The organism is Rhodococcus sp. PvP016 (genome assembly GCF_017832185.1).
GTDB lineage: Bacteria > Actinomycetota > Actinomycetes > Mycobacteriales > Mycobacteriaceae > Rhodococcoides.
This window is the reverse complement of the sequence record NZ_JAFIBH010000001.1, coordinates 563,050-581,927: the sequence shown is the minus strand read 5'-3', so window position 1 is coordinate 581,927 and position 18,878 is coordinate 563,050. Positions and strand designations below refer to the sequence as shown.

The following is an 18,878-nucleotide window of genomic DNA, read 5'->3' as shown; positions in this document are numbered from 1 at the left end:
CGCCCGATCCGCGAGGTCTGTCCGGGTCGCAACCGCAGAGTGGTGATGACGTGGCAACGACACCGGACGACGACACCGACGCGGGAGCCGACCAGCGCACTCCGCTGGTGCAACCGCCGAAGTTGCGGACCGAGGCCGACCGCGGCGCGACCCGGTTGGAGCTGTTCTTCGACCTCGCGTACGTGCTGGTCGTGCACCAACTCGCGCTCGCGCTGAAGGACGACCTCCGCTGGCAGGGCATCGCCGAGTTCGCGGGAATCTTCGCCGTCACGTGGTGGTCATGGGTGACCACCACGTTGTACGCCAACAGGTTCGACACGAACGACGTCCTGTACCGATTGCTGAAACTCGCGGCCACCTTCGCCGTGGCGGTGATGGCCGCCAGTGCCGCGACGGCGGTGGGCGGCGACGGCACCGTCGCCTTCGGAGCCGGGTACATCGCGACGCGGGTGATTCTCGCCGGTCTGTATCTTCGCGCACGGCGTCACATCCCCGATGTCCGCGTCACGATCGATCTGTACCTCGCGGCCACCGCCGTCAGTATCGTGATCTGGACGGTCTCGCTGCTCACCCCGTCACCGATCACCTACGTGCTGTGGGCGGTGGGAATCATGGTGGAGGCCGCGGCGCCGTTCGCCGCGACCCACTGGGGACCGGATGTTCCGCTGCACCTCGAGCATCTGCCGGAGAGGTTCGGGCTCTTCGTCATTCTCGTTCTCGGTGAGTCGATCTCGGCTGTGGTGCTCGGGATGCACGACACCCACTGGATGTTCTCGTCCGTCGCCGTCGCGGCACTCGGATTCACGATCGCTGCAGCAGTGTGGTGGATGTACTTCGACATCGGCGGCGCGGAGGCCAAGACGGAGATCCAGGACGACGAGCGGGCGGTGGGCAGTGGCCGTGCCGACGGGTACGTCTACGGGCACCTCCCTCTCACCCTGGGTGTCGCTCTCCTCGGCGTCGGAATCCAGCAGTACGTCCTGCATCCGGTCGGCGAACTGACCGATGCCGGGCGCTGGGCCCTGTCCGGTGGGGTGGCGCTGTTCGTCGTCGGGATCTGCGCCGTTCTCGGCTGGAGTTCCGGCGACTGGAGAACGGTGTCCCCGTGGCCGGCGCTGGCCATTCCCGTCGTCGTCGTGCTGGGTCTCGTCGACACCAGGCTCCCGTTCGCCTCGGCCGTCGTCCTCGCTGTCGGTGCGATCACGGCCGTCGTCACCGGGGTGATCCGTCGGCGACGCAGTCCGGTCGACACGACCGAGACCTGACGCCGCGGGCTATCGGTCCCCGTGGGCGTGGTCGAGCAGCACGTCCGCCGCGTCTCCCGGATGACTCCAGGGCCACCAGTGCTTCGCGTCGACCTCGAGGACGGTCAGGTCGGGGACCCAGCGGTCGACGTCCTGGACCAGATCGGGGGAGAGAAAGCGATCCTTCAGCGGAACCACCACGAGTGTGGGCACGTCGCACCGCGGTGGTGGCCCGGACAGCATGCGTCGAATGATGTTGGCGCGGTACAGCTCGACACCGCGCTGCATGTTCAGCGGATCCGCGGCGGGAGCGGGATCCGCGGGACCGGCCTCGACGAACAGACGTGGAACGTACTTCCCCAGGACCGGCACGTGGAACCCCCAGATGTACCAGGACCGGCCGAGCTGACCGAGCACCGACGGCCACTGGGTGGGCCGCAGTCCGCGCCGACGCGACGTCTCGCGCAGGTGGTCGATGCTGGGACCGGAGACGGAGGTGAACGATCCGAACACCTCGACTGCGCGGGGATCGCGCATCGGCTCCCACATCTGCACCGAACCCCAGTCGTGGGCGAAGGCATGGACCGGTCCGCGGAGATCGGGGATGGACTCGACCACCGCATAGGTGTCGTCGGCCAGGCGTTCGATGGCGAACGACTCGGACCGCTCCGGGCGCTCGACGACGGTGCGACCACCACCGCGCGTGTCGTAGGCGATGACGCGGGCGCGATCACCGATGGCGTCGATCATCTGGTGAAACATGGTGTGGTCGTCCGGATACCCGTGCACGAGCAGCACCGTCGTGTCCGACTCCGGATCGCCGTACTCGAACACGGCCAGTGCGGCACCCGTCGAGTGAGCGGTCCACCTGCTGTGCGGCTCGGTCATCCTGCCTCGCTTCTTCTGTACAGCGACTCTCCTCGGAGCAGCCGCGCGACGAGGTGCAGCCGCACCTCGTCCTGTTCGGGTTGCGGATGCACCACGGCGGAGAGTGCTTCCCCGTCGAGGAGGTGTACCACCGTGAAGAGCACCGTATCGAGTTCCGCCGCGGGGATGATTCCCGCGATCGGTAGCGAGCGTCCGAGATCGGTGATCTCCCGGTGATAGCGAACCGTGAACGGGACGAGACGGTCCCGCAGTGCCTCGTCGCTCCGGGCAGCGATGAGCAACTCGTACCAGGCACCGTTGATCGGCGCTCGGCAGGCGGCGCGCAGCAACGTCAGACAGTGCTCGACGGACGCCGAGCCGAAGCCGGACAGCCCGGCGCGAAACTCCTCGAACTGGCGCCGCCGGACCTCGTCCGCCGCGGCCACGACGAGATCGAGGCGCGTGGGGAAGTGCCGAAAGAGCGCGCCCGACGACACCCCCGCGCGCGTCACCACCTCGTTGACCGTCGTCGCGGCGTAACCCTTCTCGCACAACGACGCGATGGTCGCGTCGAGGAGACGCGCGATGGTGTCGGTGCGGCGCTCTTCCTGCGTTCGTCTCACACGGACACGGTAGTGGCCGCAGGTGTCCTCACGCCCGCTCGCAGGAATCGGCCGGCGCGCTCGGACACCCCGAACCACGATGCGAAGCGACCCTCGCGGTAGACCACTCGGCCCCCGATGAGCGTCGCCGTGACGGCGTCGTCGTTGCGGTTGACCATCCGGCTCAGCCCACTGAACTCGGGCATCGACTCCTCGTTGTAGGCGTCGACCTCGTCCGTCAGTCCCGCCGGGTTCACCACGACGATGTCCGCACGGTCACCGAGGCGCAGGTGCCCGGTGTCGACGCCGTAGAAATCGGCCAGTTCGCCGCTCAGCTTGTGCGCCGCCTGGCCGACGGTCAGGAACGACTCGTGTGCGTCGTGCACCCGACGGAGCAGGCGGATCCCGAAGTTGTAGAACGCCATGTTCCGCAGGTGCGCCCCGGCATCGGAGAACCCCACCGTCACACCGGGCTTCGTGATCAGCTTGTCCATCTGCTTACGGCGGTGGTTGGCGATCGTGGTGTGCCAGCGCAGCTTCCGGCCGTGCTCGACGACCAGGTCGAGGAACGCGTCGACGACGTGGATTCCCTGCTCCCGCGCCAACTCCGCGACGTTCTTCCCGATCACGGACGCGTCGGGGCACTCGGTGATGATGACGTCGCCGAAGTCCCGGTGCCACACACGGGAGGAGAACTTCTTCTCGAAGTCGGCGCGGAACCAGCGTCGATACGCCTCGTCCTTCAGCAGCTCGTTGCGGCCCAGTTCCTCGCGCAGGTGCAGAGCCGCTCTGCCGGAACCGAATTCCTCGAAGACGACCAGGTCGATTCCGTCGGAGTAGACGTCGAACGTCGTGGGCAGGTGCTGCCACCGGAACTGACCCTTGCCGGGGCCGTTCACGATCGCGGCGAGGGGGCCGAAGATGTGGTGGATCCAGGGTGAGGCCTTGGCGTCGGCCGCGGCGAGCAGCGACACCTTCAGCGCGCGACGTCCGATCCCGGTGGCCGCACCGAGGAAGAAGACCATGTCGTACTTCGTGTTCAGATTCGGAATGCTCTGCAGCAGCCGGCCGCGCCGCCGCAGGATCTTGTGCAGGCGCCGGAACTCCGACCAGGATGCGTAGGACGACGGCAGGGAACGTGACCGGTAGCGGTCGCCGTCCAGTTTGTCCCACGGATTGGTCATCGTGGACATGCCGAGCATTCCGGCGTCGAGCGCCTTCTCGAGAGCGTCGGACATCTGCGCGGTCTCTTCGCGCGTCGGCTTCTGGGAGCGGTCGGTCGACCGATCCAGCCCCATGACGTGGGCGCGGAGATCCGAATGTCCCACCAGCGACGCGATGTTCGGACCGAGTGGGAGCCGCTCTAGCGCGGCGATGTACTCCTCGGGACCGTCCCACGTCTTGTGCGTGTCCACAGCTTTGAGCACGTGATCGCGCGGCAGTGCTTCGACGCGGCTGAACAGGTCCGCGATGTCCACCGGCGTCGAGTACAGCGTGGACAGCGAGCAGTTCCCCAGCAGAACCGTCGTCACGCCGTGGCGGACCGATTCCACCAGTCCGGGGCCCACCAGCACCTCCGCGTCGTAGTGGGTGTGCACGTCAATGAAGCCCGGCATGATCCACTGGCCGGTGGCGTCGATGACCTCGGTGTCCGGTCCGACGTCGAGCGCGTCCGAGGAGACAGCACGGACGACGCCGTCGACGATTCCGACGTCGCGGCGAACCCCCGGCCCACCGTCACCGTCGAAGACGGTCCCGCCGCTGATGACCACGTCGAAGTGCGACTCGTTCATGTGACCTCCATCACCGTGTAGTGCGCTCACCGTAACTTAGAGAGTGATCACTCGCAATGGTGGGACTTCGTCCCCCGTGCGTCATTCGCGTACCTCTGGATGCGCAAAAGGCGCACGGGGCCGAAGGCCACTCAGAACGCGAGAGGACGGTGCGACTCGCGGACGTAGGTCCAGGTCGAGGACGGACGCACCAGCCCCGCCGACTCGAGGTCCACGCCGTCGTCATCGATCGTCGAGGTGAGGAACGTGCGATCGGACTCGTCGAGGGCGCGTGACTGCACCTCGGCGAACGCCTCGATCGCGATGCGGTGGTACTCGTCGAGCGGGTTCTGTCGGCCGAGCGCCCGGAGATGAATGCTCTCGCGGACGTCGCCGAGGTGCGCGAGGTAGTCCGACCACGCACGGTCGAGATGGTGGAGAACGACGCGCCGCGCGGCTTTCACACGAGCGTCGGCGTCGACCGTCTCCAGTTCCGCGGCCCGCTCGGGATTGCGGGTGGCCAGCAGGTCCCACGCCTCGTCGGTGCCGAGCAGCGCGGCCCGACGCGTGTCGAGGATGTCGCGGTGCTGGGCGGTCAGTTGGTTGTACCGCCAGGTGGACGCGTGGGTGTCGAGCATCGCGCCCTCCGCGACGCGCTGCGCGTGGTCGATGCGCTTGGCCGCGACCTCCGACTCGATCAAGCCCGTGTCGTCGGGGTTGCCGGGTCGATCGCTCTTCTCCAGGTAGCGCGTCACCAGCGAGTCGTCCCAACTGGCGAAGAACACGGAACGGCCCGGATCACCCTGTCGCCCAGCGCGTCCCCGTAGCTGGTTGTCGAGACGCTCGGTGACGTACCGCGCCGTGCCGATCACGAGAAGGCCGCCGAGGTCGGTCACGCCGTCCCCGAGTCTGATGTCGGTTCCGCGGCCGGCGATCTGTGTCGAGACGGTCACCGCACCGCGCAGTCCGGCCCGCGCGATGATCTCGGCCTCTTCCGCGTCGTTCTTCGCATTGAGGGCGACGACCGGCACCCCGGCGTCCTCGAGCCGAGCGGCCAGCGACTCGGACTCCTCGACGTCGTGGGTCCCCACGAGCACGGGCTGTCCCGTGGCGTGGGCTTCCAGTACCGCGGCGACGACGGCTGCGTTCTTCTCGGGCGCGGTGGCGTACACGCGGTCGACCTCGTCGACGCGGACGAGCGGCTCGTTCGGCTCGACCACCGACACCCCGAGGCCGTAGAACGTTCGAAACTGTTCTCCCGCTGCGAGAGCCGTTCCGGTCATCCCGCACACCCGGCGGTACCGACCCATCAGGGCCTGCACGGTGATGGTGTCGAGGACCTGCCCGGTCTCCGTGCGCGCCAGGCCTTCCTTCGCTTCGACCGCGGCCTGGAGACCGTCCGGCCAACGCTGCAGCTCCGCGACCCGTCCACGGGAAGCGTTGACCAGCTGTACCCGGCCGTCCCGCACGATGTAGTCGACGTCCCTGCGCACCAACACCTCTGCGTGCAGGGTGAGGTTGACGCGCACCAACGTGGTGCCGACGTGCTCCTCGCTGTACAGATCGATCCCGCCCAGCGAGTCCTCGAGCTTCTCGGCCCCGGCGTCGGTCAGGAACACGTTGCGACGCTCGGCATCGACTTCCCAGTCGGTGTCAGCGTCGAGAGACCGCACGGCGTCGAGCACGTCGTCGGCCGACACGTCCTGATCGATCGAGCCGGCGAGCACCAGGGGCACCAGAGCTTCGTCGACGAGCACCGAGTCGGCCTCGTCGACGACGGCCACGTCCGCGGTGGGGGAGACCAGCGTGTCGACGTCGTCGACGAGATGGTCGCGCAGTACGTCGAAGCCCACCTCGTTGACCGAGGCATAGGTGACGTCGCACCCGTAGGCGGCGCGCCGCTCGTCCGCCGTCGACTCCGCCGTGATCCACCCGACCGTGACTCCGAGCGCGTCGTAGAACGGGCCCATCCACTCGGCGTCGCGTCGAGCGAGGAAGTCGTTGACCGACACCACGTGCACGTCCCTGCCCTGCAGCACATAAGCCGCGGCCGCGACGGCGCCTGAGAGTGTCTTCCCCTCACCAGTCGCCATCTCGATCACGTCGCCCTCCAGCAGCCGTACGGCTCCGTAGAGCTGAGTGTCGAAGGGGCGCAGGGACAACGCACGATCGGACGCCTCGCGCGCGAGCGCGAGGAACGCGGGCACGTCGAGGGAGCCGGCTCCGCGGAGCCCGTCGGCCGCGGCGCGCAGGCCGTCCGCGTCGAGGTCGCGGTGGCGGTCCTCGAGCGCCCGAGCGGCATCCACGGCATCTCGCGACCGCGCATGCCCCTTCGCGACCGAACGACCGAGCAGGGACCAGAACCGTGACGCCATGTTCGCAAGGCTACCGACGGGCTATGTGTGGCCGCTGCAAGCTGTGTGCACACCTCCAGCGTCGAGCGCACACCCTCTGCTGCCGGTGGGTGGGGGTCTGCGGTCACCAGAAGGGGTGCACACATCTTCGGCTGCACCCGGCAGCGCGTCGGCCGCTGCAGCCTGTGTGCACACCCTCTGCGTCAGGCGCGCACCCTCTGCTGCCGGCGGGTGGGGGTGTGCGGTCACCAGAAGGGGTGCACACATCTTCTGCTGCACCCGGCAGCGCGTCGGCCGCTGCAGCCTGTGTGCACACCATCAGCGTCAAGCGCACACCCTCTGCTGCCGGCGGGTGGGGGTGTGCGGTCACCGCAACCCGTGCACACACGCCGGACGTACACGTCGAGCACCCGATCCGCTCACCGCTCCGACGACGTGACCTCACTCAGCCACCTGGACACCAGCTCGACGGCCTCCGGCGCGGCCACGGCCGTCGCGTGGTCGTACCCACGCAGCTCCTCGTACTCGGAGCCGGCGATCAACGATGCGGTGTGCCGGGTGTCGTCGATACGCTGGACGTCGCGAGAGCCGACGTAGAACAGTGTCGGCGCGATGATGGCACGGACGGCGTCGTCGGCGATGCCTGGATCGTCGTCCGATGCCCGGAAGTACGCGGCCAGTGCCTCGGAGTCGTTGCGCAGGAACGCGGCTCGGGTGCCGGAGTCGACCGGGAAGCCGCGGCGACTCGACCACTCGTCGACGAACCCGTCCATTCCCCGTTCGGCGAGGACGTCGGCGCTGCCGTCGAAGAACAGGCTGTCCAGCGCGCCCTTCTGCGGCCCCGATCCGGCTCCGCCCACGACGAGTGATGCGACACGCTGGGGAGTGCGGGTGACCAGATTGAGGCCGGACCGACCGCCGAACGAGTAGCCGACGTAGTGCACGGCTGCCACGTCTGCCGCGTCCAGGACGGCGACCAGATCCTCGCTGACACGGTCCATCGAGTACGCGGCGACGTCGCGCGGGGCGTCGCTGCGTCCGTGTCCACGCTGGTCCACGAGGATCAGGCGGTACCGGTCTCGTAGCGCACGGACGTAGCCGAAGGTGCGCCAGATCTGGTGCGACAACAGGCTGCCGTGGACCAGCATCACCGGCGGGCCGGCCGGGTCACCCGTCACCGAGTACGCGATGCGGGTGCCGTCCACGGGGTTCGTCGCGAAGTCCACGGTGCCATGGTCGCAGGTGGGCGATCTCAGGCGGACGTCGAGGTGAGCCCCTCGCCGGTGAGATCGACCCGCCGCGTGATCCCCAGCGCATCGAGGAACGCCTCGTCGTGGCTGACCACGATCAGGGCTCCCCGATACGACGACAGCGCCGTGCTGAGGTGCGTCCTGGACGCGACGTCGAGGTTGTTCGTGGGTTCGTCGAGAATCAGCAACTGCGGTGCCGGATCGGCCAGCAGCAGCATCGCGAGGGCCGCGCGCACCCGTTCCCCGCCCGACAGCGTGCGCACCACCGCGTCGGCCCGCCGACCGCGGAAGAGGAAGCGAGCGAGCCGAGTTCGGACGTCGGTGATCGACGTGTCCGGTGCCGCGCGGCGCACGTTCTCCACCACGGACGCGTCGTCGTCGAACACGTCCAGCGACTGCGGCAGCACCGCGGTCGGCACCGACGACGCCAGAGATCGCAAGAGCGTCGTCTTGCCGACTCCGTTGTCCCCGACGAGCGCGATGCGTTCCGGGCCCACGACGGTGAGCTCGACCGTCCTGTCCGGGTACCGACCGTCCAGATCGAGCAGCATCTCGCCCGTCGACGCCACCGACTTCGACGCGTGCACCGCCGTCTCGGGCAGATCCACCACGATCTCGGTGTCGTCACGAATCATCTCGTGCGCCTCGTCGGCCCGCGTGCGGGCGTCGGCGACGCGATCCTCGTGTCCGATGCGGTACTTGGCAGCCGACTCCTGTGCGGCGCTGCGCCGGTTGTGGGCGACGATCTTCGGTACCCGCTTCTCACGAGATGCCTTCTCTCCCATCCGACGCCGGTGGGCCACGGTGGACTGCGCCTCGACCAGATCCCGCTTCTGCCGGCGCAGATCCTGATCGGCCGACCGCGCCGCGGCCCGCGCTGCCTCCTGCTCGCCCTCCACGACACTCCGGTAGTGCGTCCAGTTGCCGCCGAACATTCGGAGCGACGCGGGCGACGACCGTACCGAGTGGAGTTCGGCGATGTCGTCCATGGTGTCGAGCAGGCCCTGGTCGTGGCTCGCGACGACGACGGCGCCGGAGAACTCGTCGAGTACTCGTCCCAGAGCGGATCGAGCTCGTCCGTCCAGGTTGTTCGTCGGTTCGTCGAGAAGCAGGACGGAGGGCCGCCGGATCACCTGACCGACGAGTGCGACGAGCGTCGACTCGCCCCCCGACAGGGTTCTCATCGGTCGATCGAGATCTGCTGCCGTGCCCAGACTTTCGCCGAGGCCGGCCGAGTCGAGCAACGCGAGAGTGCGCTCCTCGACGTCCCAGTCCGCACCGACGTCGGTGAAGTCGTCGGGATCCGTGCTGCCGTGCTCGATCCGTGCCAGGGCCCGTCGGACGTCCCCGATGCCGAGGAGATCGGCGACGGTGTCGGAGTGGTTCGTGACCACCTGCTGGGGAAGATGGCCGACGGTGCCCGTGACGCGCACCGACCCGCGCTGCGGTCGATACCGCCCGGTGATCAGGTGCAGCAGAGTGGATTTGCCCGCTCCGTTGGTGCCGACAAGGCCGGTCCGGCGCGGCATGAACGATGCGTCCAGGCCGTCGAGGACAGGCCGGCCGTCGGGCCAGGAGAAGGTGAGATCGGAGAGAACGACGGAGGGTGATACTGACATGGAGCACCTCGAGAGGAGTGTCGTGCCACCGCGACGTGCGCGTCGGTGGGATCCGCACTACTTACGAGAGGAGCAACTGCCTGTCCGTTCGTCGGGGACGATGAGCTACCAACTGTAGGTCGGCAGCGCAGAACGGTCAACAGAGATGTCGAATGTGGCTGTGAATCAGTCGGTCTCGTCGTCCTGAGTACTGGTGTTCCGGACGTCGGGTCCCTGGGCCCGCAGGTCGTCCACCTTCGCCATGGCCTCGCGCAGTTCTGCGAGCCAGGGGTCGATGTGGTCTCCGGTCAGGCGCACGGCCCAGGCGAGCGCGTCGGCGCGCGAGCGTGCGACGCCGGCGTCGACGAGGGTGTCGAGTACCTTCCGCTCGGGCTGACGCAGTCGAGTCATGACCGGCACCGCGAGGTGGGTGAAGAGGGTGGTGTCGCCGTCGATGGTGACACCCCAGGCGACCTTGCGGCCGTAGCGTGCCTCGGCCTCGTCGGCGATGCGCATGCGATCATCGCGGGTGGACTCACGGAATCGAGCGATGCGGCCCTCGACGCCGGCATCGGACTCGGGGGCGTTCAGTTCGCCGATCACGACGATCTCCTCGCGGTCGACCTCGACCGTGGCGGTGCCGTCGAACCAGTCGTCGGGCAGGCGGCCCAGGAACCACTGTTCCGCGTCGCCTGCGTCGGGTACGTCCTTCTGCTGCCATCCGCCGGGCCGGCCGACGCGTTCGCCGCGCTTTCCGCCGCGACCGCGGCCGTGTCCGTGAGGTCCACCGCGCCGGGGTGCGTCACCTCGACCGAAGGGATGTTCGCCGAACGGGAAGTTGTCGTGATTCATGATGTTCTACTTTCGTCTGTGGCGCGATTACTTGATTACAACGCCAGTGATTACAAGATTACACACGCCGCGCCGACCGTCAAGAGTTCGTCGCGTCGTGTGACCGACGGATCGGTGGGGCACTATCAGTGCGTGCCTTCGCTGATGTCTCGACCGTCCCGCCGATTCGGCCCTTCCACCAGCAGCGGACTCCGTCTCGCCGCCGCGACCATCGCGGTCGCGCTCGCCGCCACGGCGTGCAGCGCCGACGAGCCCCCGGCGTCGCGCGTGACGGCCGATCAGTTCGCCGAAGCACTGAGCACACAGAACGTGGGCGCCGCGGCAGAGTTGACCTCGGATCCGGCGGCAGCGACCGCGGTGCTCACCCAGATGTACGACGGACTCGGCGGTGGCGGAACGGTCACGGCGACACCGCGGTTCACGGTGAGCCAGGCAGACGACGAGCAGCAGACGTTCACGCTGTCCGCCTCCTGGTCCTTCGCGCCGCCCGAGGAGGCGGAGGCACCCGCGACCGGCACCGCATCCGCGACGGCGACCACCACGGCCGCCCCCACCACGTCGGCGCCGGTGGACGCGGAACGCGTCTGGACCTACACGACGACCGGATCCGTCGCCGACGGCGGACAGGGGCTGAAGGTCACCTGGAACCCGGGTGTCGTCGTACCGGGCCTGACTCCGGAGACGACGGTCCGGTACACACCCGTCACCGCGTCGACCGCGCCTCGCGTCGTCGACACCTCGGGGGCGCCGCTCATGTCGCAGCAGGTGGTGACGCTGGTGAATCTCGACCAGACCGCCGATCCCGGCGCCGTCGCGGCACTGGTGTCGCCCTTCGCGCCGACGGTCACCGCGGAGTCCCTCCGCGAGGCACAGGCGAGCGCTCCGTCGGTGACGGCCGTGAGCCTGCGGCAGGAGGATCTCGCTCCCATCGAGTCCCTGCTCTCCGCGCTGCCGGGCGTCACTCTCGCGCCGCAGACGCGGCTCCTGACCGAGAATCGCGCACTGTCCTCTCCCGCGCTGAACGACGTGGCGCAGCTGTGGCAGGAGCAGCAGGACGCCACCGCAGGGTGGGCCGTGCAGTTGGTGGCCGCCGACGGTTCCGTCGCCCAGCGGGTGACCGGCGTCGAGGCGACCGTCGGCCCGGACATCCAGGTCACGCTCGACACGCTGCTGCAGCTCAAGGCCGAGAACGCTCTCGCGTCGACACCGAACGCCGCGGCCGTCGTGGCGATCCGGCCGTCCACCGGAGACGTCGTGGCCGTCGCGCAGAACTCGGCGGCGGACGCGCAGGGCCCGATCGCCCTCACGGGCCTGTACCCGCCGGGCTCCACCTTCAAGACCGTCACCACCTCGGCGGCACTGCAGGCGGGCACCGTCACCCCCACGACCGTGGTGCCGTGCCCCGGATCCGCGAACATCGAGGGCCGGACCATCCCCAACGACGACAACTTCGACCTCGGATCGGTACCGCTGCAGACGGCGTTCGCGCGTTCGTGCAACACCACCATGGGTCAGCTGGCCGTCGATCTGCCCGACGACGCGCTGCAGGAGGCGGCCCTGCAGTTCGGGCTCGGCGTCGACTACCTGACACCCGGGCTCACCACCGTGACCGGCAGCGTTCCGCCCGCGACGACGCCGGCCGAGCGCGTCGAGAGCGCGATCGGGCAGGGCACCGTCACCGCGTCCCCGTTCGGCATGGCCCTGGTCGCGGCGTCCATCGCGGACGGATCGACCCCGTCGCCGACCATGATCACCGGACGACCCGGTACCGCGGATCGCACCGTGGCAGCTCCGCCGGCCGAGGTGACCGACCAACTGCGCACCATGATGCGAGAGACGGTCACCGCCGGTACGGCGACGCAGTTGCAGGACATCGACGGACTGCTCGGTAAGACCGGCACCGCCGAGGTCGCGAGCGGCCCGGCGCACGGGTGGTTCGTCGGCATCCGCGGTGACCTGGCGTTCGCCGTCTTCGTCGAGGGCGGCGACTCCTCCGCGCCGGCGCTGACGGTGGCGGGGTCCTTCCTGCGCTGAGTGGCCTTCGGCCCTGTGCGCCTTTTGCGCACCCCTGGATACGCAAAAGGCGCACGGGGTGACCGGATCGTGACCGGTCCGAGTGCTCACCGTGCTGTGTTACTGGTGTGACTCATGTGATTATTGGGGCATGGTTCTGCGTTCCAGGTACGTCGTCGCGCTGCTCGCAGTGTTCGTGTCGCTCGCGACTGCCGCCTCGTTCGTGGTGAACAAGCCTCGCAGTGAGGCGGCGGTGCTGGTGGACCGGTTCGTCGCCGCCCTCGATCAACGTGACGTGGCCGCGGCCGCCGCGCTGACCTCCTACCCCAATGCCGCGGCCCAAACGATCGGCGCCATGTTCGACTCGATGGGACCCGGAGTCTCGACGAGCCGCATGTCGCAGTACATCGGCCTGGACGACGAGTCCGGCTTCTTCACCGTCGACTCCACCTGGTCGTTCGGCGAACCCCGCGGCCAGGACACGCGCGAGTGGCGCGTCACCACCCAGGGGTCGACGCGCAAGCTCGGCGTCGGCTGGCGCATCTCGTGGGACCCGTCGATCCTCGCCCCGGAGCTGCGTGCCGGTGGGTCCGTCCGCTACGCCCGCACCGATGCACCGGCACCGCGCGTGCTGGACGCCTCGGGCGCCGTGATGATGGCGGAACAGAACGTCGCCTCCGTGCGGCTCGATCCCTCCGCGACCTCCGACCTGGCCGACACGACGTCCCGCCTCGCCGACGTCATCGACGTCGTGGCGCCGCTGATCACCTCCGAGTCGCTCCAGGCCGACGTCGCGGCGGACCCCGGTGCCGTGATCACCGCAGTGAACCTGCGTGCCGACGACTACGCCGTGCTGGAGGACGACCTGCGTGCGATCCCCGGTGTGGTGCTCTACGCGGAACCCAAACTCATCACCGGTGACCGGCGGCTGACGTCGCCGGTGCTGGACTCGCTGCGGACCGTGTGGCAGGACTCCCGCGACGCCACCGCGGGCTGGGCGGTCGAGGTCGCGGACACCGACGGCGAGACCACTCGCCTGGCGGGTTTCCAGGGTCCGGGATCACCCGACATCACGTCCACTCTCGACCCGGCCGTGCAGCTCGCCGCGGAGACCGCCGCCGTCAGCGTCGGGACCCCGGCCTCGATCGTGGTCATGAAGCCGTCCACCGGCGCCGTCGTCGCCACCGCGCAGAACAGTTACGCCAACGACGAGGGCACGCCGGCGTTCACCGGCCTCTACCCCGCCGGAACGTTGGTGGACGTGATCGAGGCGTCGGCCGATCGCCAGAAGATCGGATTCTCCGACGCCGCACGCCAGTTCGGCTTGGGCACCTCCTTCGACATCCCCGGTCTCGACGCCGTCACCGCCTCGCTCCCCGACGGCCAGTCGGCGGTGGACCAGTTCCGCGGTGTCAGCCGGACGTCGTCCGCATCCGGCATGACGGTGACACCCTTCGGCCTCGCCGAGATGGCGGCGTCCGTCGCTCGCGGATCGGCCCCGGCTCCGATGATCGTCGGCGGCGTACCCGCGACGGTGTCCGGTGCGGGGTCGCCCGTCGCCCCGGCCGTACTGACCTCGTTGCGGAACACACTGCGTGACAACGCCCGCAGCGAAGGCGTCAGCGATCCGTCGGTCACCGGGCTCGCCGGGGACAACGGGGACGATCGCTGGTTCCTCGGCACCAAGGGTGATCTGGCGTTCGCGGTCTACATCGAGGACGCCGACGGAACCGATGCCGCGGCGCGCATGACGAACATGCTGATGCGCGAGATGGCCTCGCCGTCGGAGTGATCACCGGCTTGCTACGTTTCACCCCGTGACCGTCACCGAGTTCGTCCTGTTGATCGCGGCGGGCTTCGGTGCCGGAGTCATCGGCTACATCACCGGTCTGGCGTCGCTCGTGTCGTACCCCGCGCTGCTGGCGGTGGGGCTGCCACCGGTCACGGCCAACGTGACCAACACCGTGGCGCTCGTCGGGGCCGGTGTGGGTGCCACCGCGTCATCGGTCAAAGAGCTTGCCAAGAGCGGCCGTTCGCTGCTCTGGCTCACCCTGTGGGCCGCACTGGGCGGCATCGCGGGAGCCGTCGTCCTGCTGCGCGCGCCGGGGGAGACGTTCGAGGCAGTCGTGCCGATCCTGGTCGTTCTCGCGTCCGTCGCCATGCTGCTGCAGCCGCGGATCCGCGTCCTCGCCGGTGACCGGACGTTCCCGGTGCTGTATCCGAGCGCGATCTTCCTGGTCGCGATCTACGGCGGCTACTTCGGCGCGGGTGCGGGCGTCATCTTCATGGCCCTGACGCTGATCTGCACGGCCGAACCCGTCTGGCGCGCAACGCTCCTCAAGAGCTACCTGCTGGGCGTGGCCAACCTGGTCGCCGCGGTGATCTTCGCATTCTCCGGCCAGGTGAACTGGCTCGCCGCACTGGCGATGGGCATCGGCACCATCGCCGGGGGAACGCTCGGACCGCGCATCGTGCGACACCTTCCGCCGAATCCGCTCCGGATCGCCGTGGCGCTGTGCGGGTTCGGCCTCGCAGCGTGGCTGTGGCTGGGCTGAGGAGCCGTGTGGGTCAGGCGCGACGACGCTGAGCGAGGCGCGCGACGAGGCGCCACCCGAGCAGGAACACCGCCAGCGTCACCGTCGCGACCACGATGAAGCTGAATGCCGTTCCCTCGCCGGACACCTGCCGTAGCACCATGCCCACGGCCACGGCGCCGATCCACGCGAGCACCCCGGTGGGGACCAGGGACACCGCGACGAACTTCTCGCGGTACAGCGCGTAGGTCACTGCCCAACCCACGGCGAGGCCGACGAGGAACGGCCAGGCCGTCGACAGTGTGCCCCCGACGGTCACGCCCTCCTCGTGGCTGCCTCGGCCGATGGCGCTGAAGACGAGGACCAGGACGACGTCGATCGCCGCCGGAACAGCGAGTGCCGACAGGGCTGGAGTGCGGGTGCGCGCGGGCATGCCACCAGACTACGAGGCGCCGAGACGCGGAAAGACCCGCACCGGCGCCGGCTGTGCGGACGTCGAGCGGGTCTTTCGCGGGAGGAGGTCAGGCCTGGTGGCCGGCCTCGATCTCGAGCAGCAGGGCGATCTTGTCGCCGACGACCGCGCCGCCACCCTCGAGGGGCATGTCGATGCTGATGCCGAAGTCCTTGCGGTTGATCGTCGTGCTGGCTTCGAAGCCGGCGACCGGTCCGTTGCCCATGCCGGCGTTGACACCGTTGAACTCGACGTTCAGGTCGATGGACTTGGTCACGCCGTGCAGCGTGAAGTCACCGGTGAGCACGAAGTCGTCGCCCTTGGCCTTCACGGAGGTGGACCGGAAGGTGGCGGTGGGGAACTTCTCGACCTCGAAGAAGTCGGCGGTCTTCAGGTGGCCGTCGCGCTGCGCGTTGTCGGTCGTGATGGAGGCGACGTCGATCTCGGCGTCGATGGTGGGCGCGCCGTTCTCGTCGACCGTGATGGTGCCGGTGAAGGTCTGGAAACGGCCACGGACCTTGCTCACCATCAGGTGGCGGACGGTGAACCCGACGGTCGAGTGGGTGGCATCGATGGCCCACGTGCCGGCGGTGAGCTGGGGGACGGACACTGCTGCAGTCATGACGAACTCCTGTGTGGTTGAAGGTTCAAGCCTCACAGTACACAACCGGACCGTGGTCCGCATCTATTCCCGCGAGGGAGAATCCTTGCCGAGCGGGTGGGTGGCCGACGGCTGTTCCGTCCGCTCCCGCCGTTCCGTCCACTCGCGCTGTTCGACGGCGAGATCGAAGTGCAGGTCCTCGTGCTGGTGCTTGCGGAACAGGATCAGGAAGACGACCCAGCCGACGAGTGCCACCAGGATGAAGCTGACCAGGCGATACACCAGTGCGGACGCGACCGCCTGTGATGCGCTGATGCTGGCGGCGGTGGTGAGGGTCGCGATGAGAGTGGCGTCCACGATGACCAGACCGCCGGGCGCACCGGGGATGGATCCCACCGTCTTGCTGGCCGAGAAGGCGATGAGGAGCCCGAAGATCTTCGGATCCGCACCGATGGCGTAGCAGGCGAACCCGAGGCACGCGACGTCGGCCAGGCGATGCACCGCGGAGAAACCGAGCGAGAGCGAGCCGTCGCGAGCACCGAGGCGTACCGACTTCACCTGCTCGACGATCTCGTCCAGCCGGGCCATGCCGGTGTGGGGATCGTTGTTGCGCAGCGAGTTGTACTTCGACAGCCCCCAGCGGCCGATGCCCACGATCGACTGCGGGTGCGAGCGGATGTACCGCACGCCGGCGATGAGGGCGATGACGCCGGCGGCGGGGATGATCAGTGCGAGGGTGTTGGCGCTGCCGCCGACGAGGAAGGCTCCCGTCACGCCGAGGACCGCCAGCCCGAGCGCGGCGATGACGCCGGAGATGGCGAGCTGCCACGACGCGACCACCGGGCTCGCGCCCCAGCGGCGCGTCTCGCGGTAGGTGAACGCCGTGGAGAAGACCTGGCCGGCCGGCAGTGTCAGCGCCATGGCGGTGCTGCCGTAGATGACGGAGAGCGAGCGTCGCTGCGACACACGGACACCGCCCGCGCGCAACAACTGCTTCTGGACACGGGCGAACGCGGACAGCGAGATGGCCTGCATCACGACGCAGGCCACCGCCCAGCCCCAGTGGATCTCGCTGAGCGCCCGCCACGATTCGTGCAGACGCGGCCACAGGTAGACACCCTCGCCGACCAGCAATGCGACGAGGGCGACAGCGGCCACCCACCGCAGCCATCGCCACCTGCCACCGGCGCGGGGCGACCCAGCGGATCGGCCCTGCTCCGGAACTACCACGGCACCGAGAGTAACGAACGGTTCCGACGCTCAGCGCGGATAGTCGACCGGCGAGGCCAGGTGCGTCGCGCGGCGTCGCCCGCGCAGCTGCACCTTCTCGCCCAGTTCCCACTCGGACTGCTCGTCCTCGTCGGCGAAGTACAGTGCCGACGTCGAGGCGAGAACCCTACTGGGAGTGAACTTCGCGAGTTCCGTCAGGCGCGACGCCTCGTTCACCGGATCACCGATGACGGTGTACTCGAAGCGTTCCTTGGCGCCGATGTTTCCCGCCACCGCCAGCCCGGCCGACACGCCGATACCGATGTCGAGTCCGGCGATCTCGGTGAGCTCGCTCCGCAGTTCCCGCGCTGCGGACAGTGCCGCGGTGGGCGCGTCCGGGCGGTCGAGCGGAGCGCCGAAGATGGCGAGCGCCGCGTCGCCCACGAACTTGTTGACGAAGCCGTGGTGCCGGTCGACCACGTCGACGACGACGCGGAAGAAGTCGTTGAGCAGGTCCACGACCTCGCCGGGCGGACGTTCGGAGGCGGCAGCCGTCGAGCCGACCATGTCGACGAACAGCACCGCGACGAATCGGGTCTCGCCGCCGAGCTCGGTGCCGAACTTGAGGGCGCGCCGCGCGACGTCCTCGCCGACGTGCTGACCGAACAGCTCGCGCAGAACTGCACGTTCCGACGCGTCGGCCATCATCCGGTTGAAGCCGACCTGCAGACGGCCGATCTCGCTGCCGTCGAACACCTCGACCTGGACCTCGGTGTGGCCCTCCTGCACCTTCTCGATGGCGCGACGCAGCTGACGGATGGGATCGGAGATCTGGCTGGCGGTGAGCATCGACAGGCAGAACGCCTGGATGATCGCCAGCACGCAGAGCAGGCTGATGGCGATGGCCAACGAGTCGGGGGAGAAGACCAGGTCGGTGGTCAGCTGGGTCGCGCACAGCAGCAGGATGCCGACGACGGGGATCAGCGTGCCCAGTCCCCACGTCATCGCCATGCGCGTGCCCACACCGGGCGTCATCGTGCGGTCGAAACTGCCCTCGCTGAGTGCGTGCGCGGCGACAGGCCGGAGGATGCGTTCGCCCAGCATGTAGGTGAAGCCGAAGGTGATCGCCGCGGACATGGCGACCGTCACCGCGACGGCCACCGCGAGTGACGGCATCTCCGACGCGGTGAGCAGCATGAAGATGACGCCGCCGACGATCCACAGCACCAGGTGCACGATGGCTTGGCGCAGCGGTGCGTGCAGGGCGGCCATCTGCTCGGATCGACTGGGGGGTCCACCGCGGATCTGCCACCGCATGACACTGCGCAGCATGACGGCGGCGGTCGCGAGGCTGACGACGGCCGCGAAGAGGAGGTATGCCCCGAAGATGAAGACGTTGCGCACCCGATCGACGACGATCGACTCGTTCTCGGGAATGGGCAGCCCGTACCGGACGAAGGCGAACACGAGGATTGCGCCGAGCAGATTGGCCAGGAGCATCGACGCGAGGTACAGCGGCCAGCGACTTCTC

At 68.8% G+C, this 18,878-nt stretch carries 15 protein-coding genes; 4 read left to right on the top strand and 11 right to left on the bottom strand.

The annotated features are described in order from the left end of the window. The first annotated feature begins 50 nt into the window (after positions 1-50). A complete protein-coding gene (locus JOE30_RS02585; RefSeq protein ID WP_307806036.1) occupies positions 51-1,265 on the top strand; it encodes a low temperature requirement protein A in 1,215 nt (404 codons plus the stop codon). A gap of 9 nt (positions 1,266-1,274) precedes the next feature. Here the strand turns inward: JOE30_RS02585 and JOE30_RS02580 are convergent, their stop codons facing one another. From JOE30_RS02580 to JOE30_RS02550, 7 genes are all read right to left on the bottom strand, one after another. After that, a complete protein-coding gene (locus JOE30_RS02580) occupies positions 1,275-2,132 on the bottom strand; it encodes an alpha/beta fold hydrolase (RefSeq protein ID WP_204869263.1) in 858 nt (285 codons plus the stop codon). Beyond that, positions 2,129-2,734 (bottom strand): TetR/AcrR family transcriptional regulator, encoded by a 606-nt coding sequence (locus JOE30_RS02575; protein ID WP_204869262.1) that lies wholly within the window; start codon positions 2,732-2,734, stop codon positions 2,129-2,131. The genes JOE30_RS02580 and JOE30_RS02575 overlap by 4 nt, the downstream gene beginning before the upstream one ends. Further along, the gene (locus JOE30_RS02570; protein ID WP_204869261.1) at positions 2,731-4,506 is read right to left on the bottom strand and encodes an amidohydrolase family protein; all 1,776 of its coding nucleotides are present in this window, start codon (positions 4,504-4,506) and stop codon (positions 2,731-2,733) included. The genes JOE30_RS02575 and JOE30_RS02570 overlap by 4 nt, the downstream gene beginning before the upstream one ends. A 131-nt stretch (positions 4,507-4,637) precedes the next feature. After that, the gene (gene secA2 / locus JOE30_RS02565; RefSeq protein WP_204869260.1) at positions 4,638-6,860 is read right to left on the bottom strand and encodes an accessory Sec system translocase SecA2; all 2,223 of its coding nucleotides are present in this window, start codon (positions 6,858-6,860) and stop codon (positions 4,638-4,640) included. A 398-nt stretch (positions 6,861-7,258) separates the two neighbouring features. Next, positions 7,259-8,065 (bottom strand): alpha/beta fold hydrolase, encoded by an 807-nt coding sequence (locus JOE30_RS02560; RefSeq protein ID WP_307806035.1) that lies wholly within the window; start codon positions 8,063-8,065, stop codon positions 7,259-7,261. 26 nt (positions 8,066-8,091) lie between these two features. After that, the gene (locus JOE30_RS02555; protein WP_204869259.1) at positions 8,092-9,708 is read right to left on the bottom strand and encodes an ABC-F family ATP-binding cassette domain-containing protein; all 1,617 of its coding nucleotides are present in this window, start codon (positions 9,706-9,708) and stop codon (positions 8,092-8,094) included. 165 nt (positions 9,709-9,873) lie between these two features. Beyond that, positions 9,874-10,539, bottom strand: a complete 666-nt coding sequence (locus JOE30_RS02550) for a hypothetical protein (RefSeq protein WP_239532464.1) — start codon at positions 10,537-10,539, stop codon at positions 9,874-9,876. Between the two features lie 132 nt (positions 10,540-10,671). Between JOE30_RS02550 and JOE30_RS02545 the strand changes: the two genes are divergently transcribed. From JOE30_RS02545 to JOE30_RS02535, 3 genes are all read left to right on the top strand, one after another. Next, positions 10,672-12,573: a penicillin-binding transpeptidase domain-containing protein gene (locus tag JOE30_RS02545; RefSeq protein WP_371831699.1), complete on the top strand. Its 1,902-nt coding sequence runs from the start codon at positions 10,672-10,674 to the stop codon at positions 12,571-12,573. Between the two features lie 130 nt (positions 12,574-12,703). Beyond that, a complete protein-coding gene (locus JOE30_RS02540) occupies positions 12,704-14,344 on the top strand; it encodes a penicillin-binding protein (RefSeq protein ID WP_204869258.1) in 1,641 nt (546 codons plus the stop codon). 25 nt (positions 14,345-14,369) lie between these two features. Then, positions 14,370-15,107, top strand: a complete 738-nt coding sequence (locus JOE30_RS02535) for a sulfite exporter TauE/SafE family protein (protein WP_204869257.1) — start codon at positions 14,370-14,372, stop codon at positions 15,105-15,107. 13 nt (positions 15,108-15,120) lie between these two features. Here the strand turns inward: JOE30_RS02535 and JOE30_RS02530 are convergent, their stop codons facing one another. The 4 genes from JOE30_RS02530 to JOE30_RS02515 form a co-directional block, all read right to left on the bottom strand. Further along, complete coding sequence (locus JOE30_RS02530) at positions 15,121-15,519, bottom strand: DUF3054 domain-containing protein (RefSeq protein ID WP_204869256.1); 399 nt, start codon at positions 15,517-15,519, stop codon at positions 15,121-15,123. A gap of 88 nt (positions 15,520-15,607) precedes the next feature. Next, positions 15,608-16,159 carry a YceI family protein gene (locus JOE30_RS02525; protein ID WP_204869255.1) on the bottom strand — a complete coding sequence of 184 codons (552 nt, stop codon included), beginning with the start codon at positions 16,157-16,159 and terminating at the stop codon, positions 15,608-15,610. 63 nt (positions 16,160-16,222) lie between these two features. After that, on the bottom strand, positions 16,223-17,368 hold the full coding sequence (locus JOE30_RS02520; RefSeq protein ID WP_204869254.1) for a YbhN family protein: 1,146 nt from the start codon (positions 17,366-17,368) through the stop codon (positions 16,223-16,225). Between the two features lie 30 nt (positions 17,369-17,398). Beyond that, a complete protein-coding gene (locus JOE30_RS02515; protein WP_204870712.1) occupies positions 17,399-18,847 on the bottom strand; it encodes an adenylate/guanylate cyclase domain-containing protein in 1,449 nt (482 codons plus the stop codon). Positions 18,848-18,878 lie beyond the last annotated feature (31 nt).

Coding starts and splice junctions, on each gene's coding strand:
- JOE30_RS02580 (WP_204869263.1), bottom strand. CDS start 2,132: ATGACCGAGCCGCACAGCAGGTGGACCGCTCACTCGACGGGTGCCGCA.
- JOE30_RS02570 (WP_204869261.1), bottom strand. CDS start 4,506: ATGAACGAGTCGCACTTCGACGTGGTCATCAGCGGCGGGACCGTCTTC.
- secA2 (WP_204869260.1), bottom strand. CDS start 6,860: ATGGCGTCACGGTTCTGGTCCCTGCTCGGTCGTTCGGTCGCGAAGGGG.
- JOE30_RS02555 (WP_204869259.1), bottom strand. CDS start 9,708: ATGTCAGTATCACCCTCCGTCGTTCTCTCCGATCTCACCTTCTCCTGG.
- JOE30_RS02550 (WP_239532464.1), bottom strand. CDS start 10,539: ATGAATCACGACAACTTCCCGTTCGGCGAACATCCCTTCGGTCGAGGT.
- JOE30_RS02540 (WP_204869258.1), top strand. CDS start 12,704: ATGGTTCTGCGTTCCAGGTACGTCGTCGCGCTGCTCGCAGTGTTCGTG.
- JOE30_RS02530 (WP_204869256.1), bottom strand. CDS start 15,519: ATGCCCGCGCGCACCCGCACTCCAGCCCTGTCGGCACTCGCTGTTCCG.
- JOE30_RS02525 (WP_204869255.1), bottom strand. CDS start 16,159: ATGACTGCAGCAGTGTCCGTCCCCCAGCTCACCGCCGGCACGTGGGCC.
- JOE30_RS02515 (WP_204870712.1), bottom strand. CDS start 18,847: ATGCTCCTGGCCAATCTGCTCGGCGCAATCCTCGTGTTCGCCTTCGTC.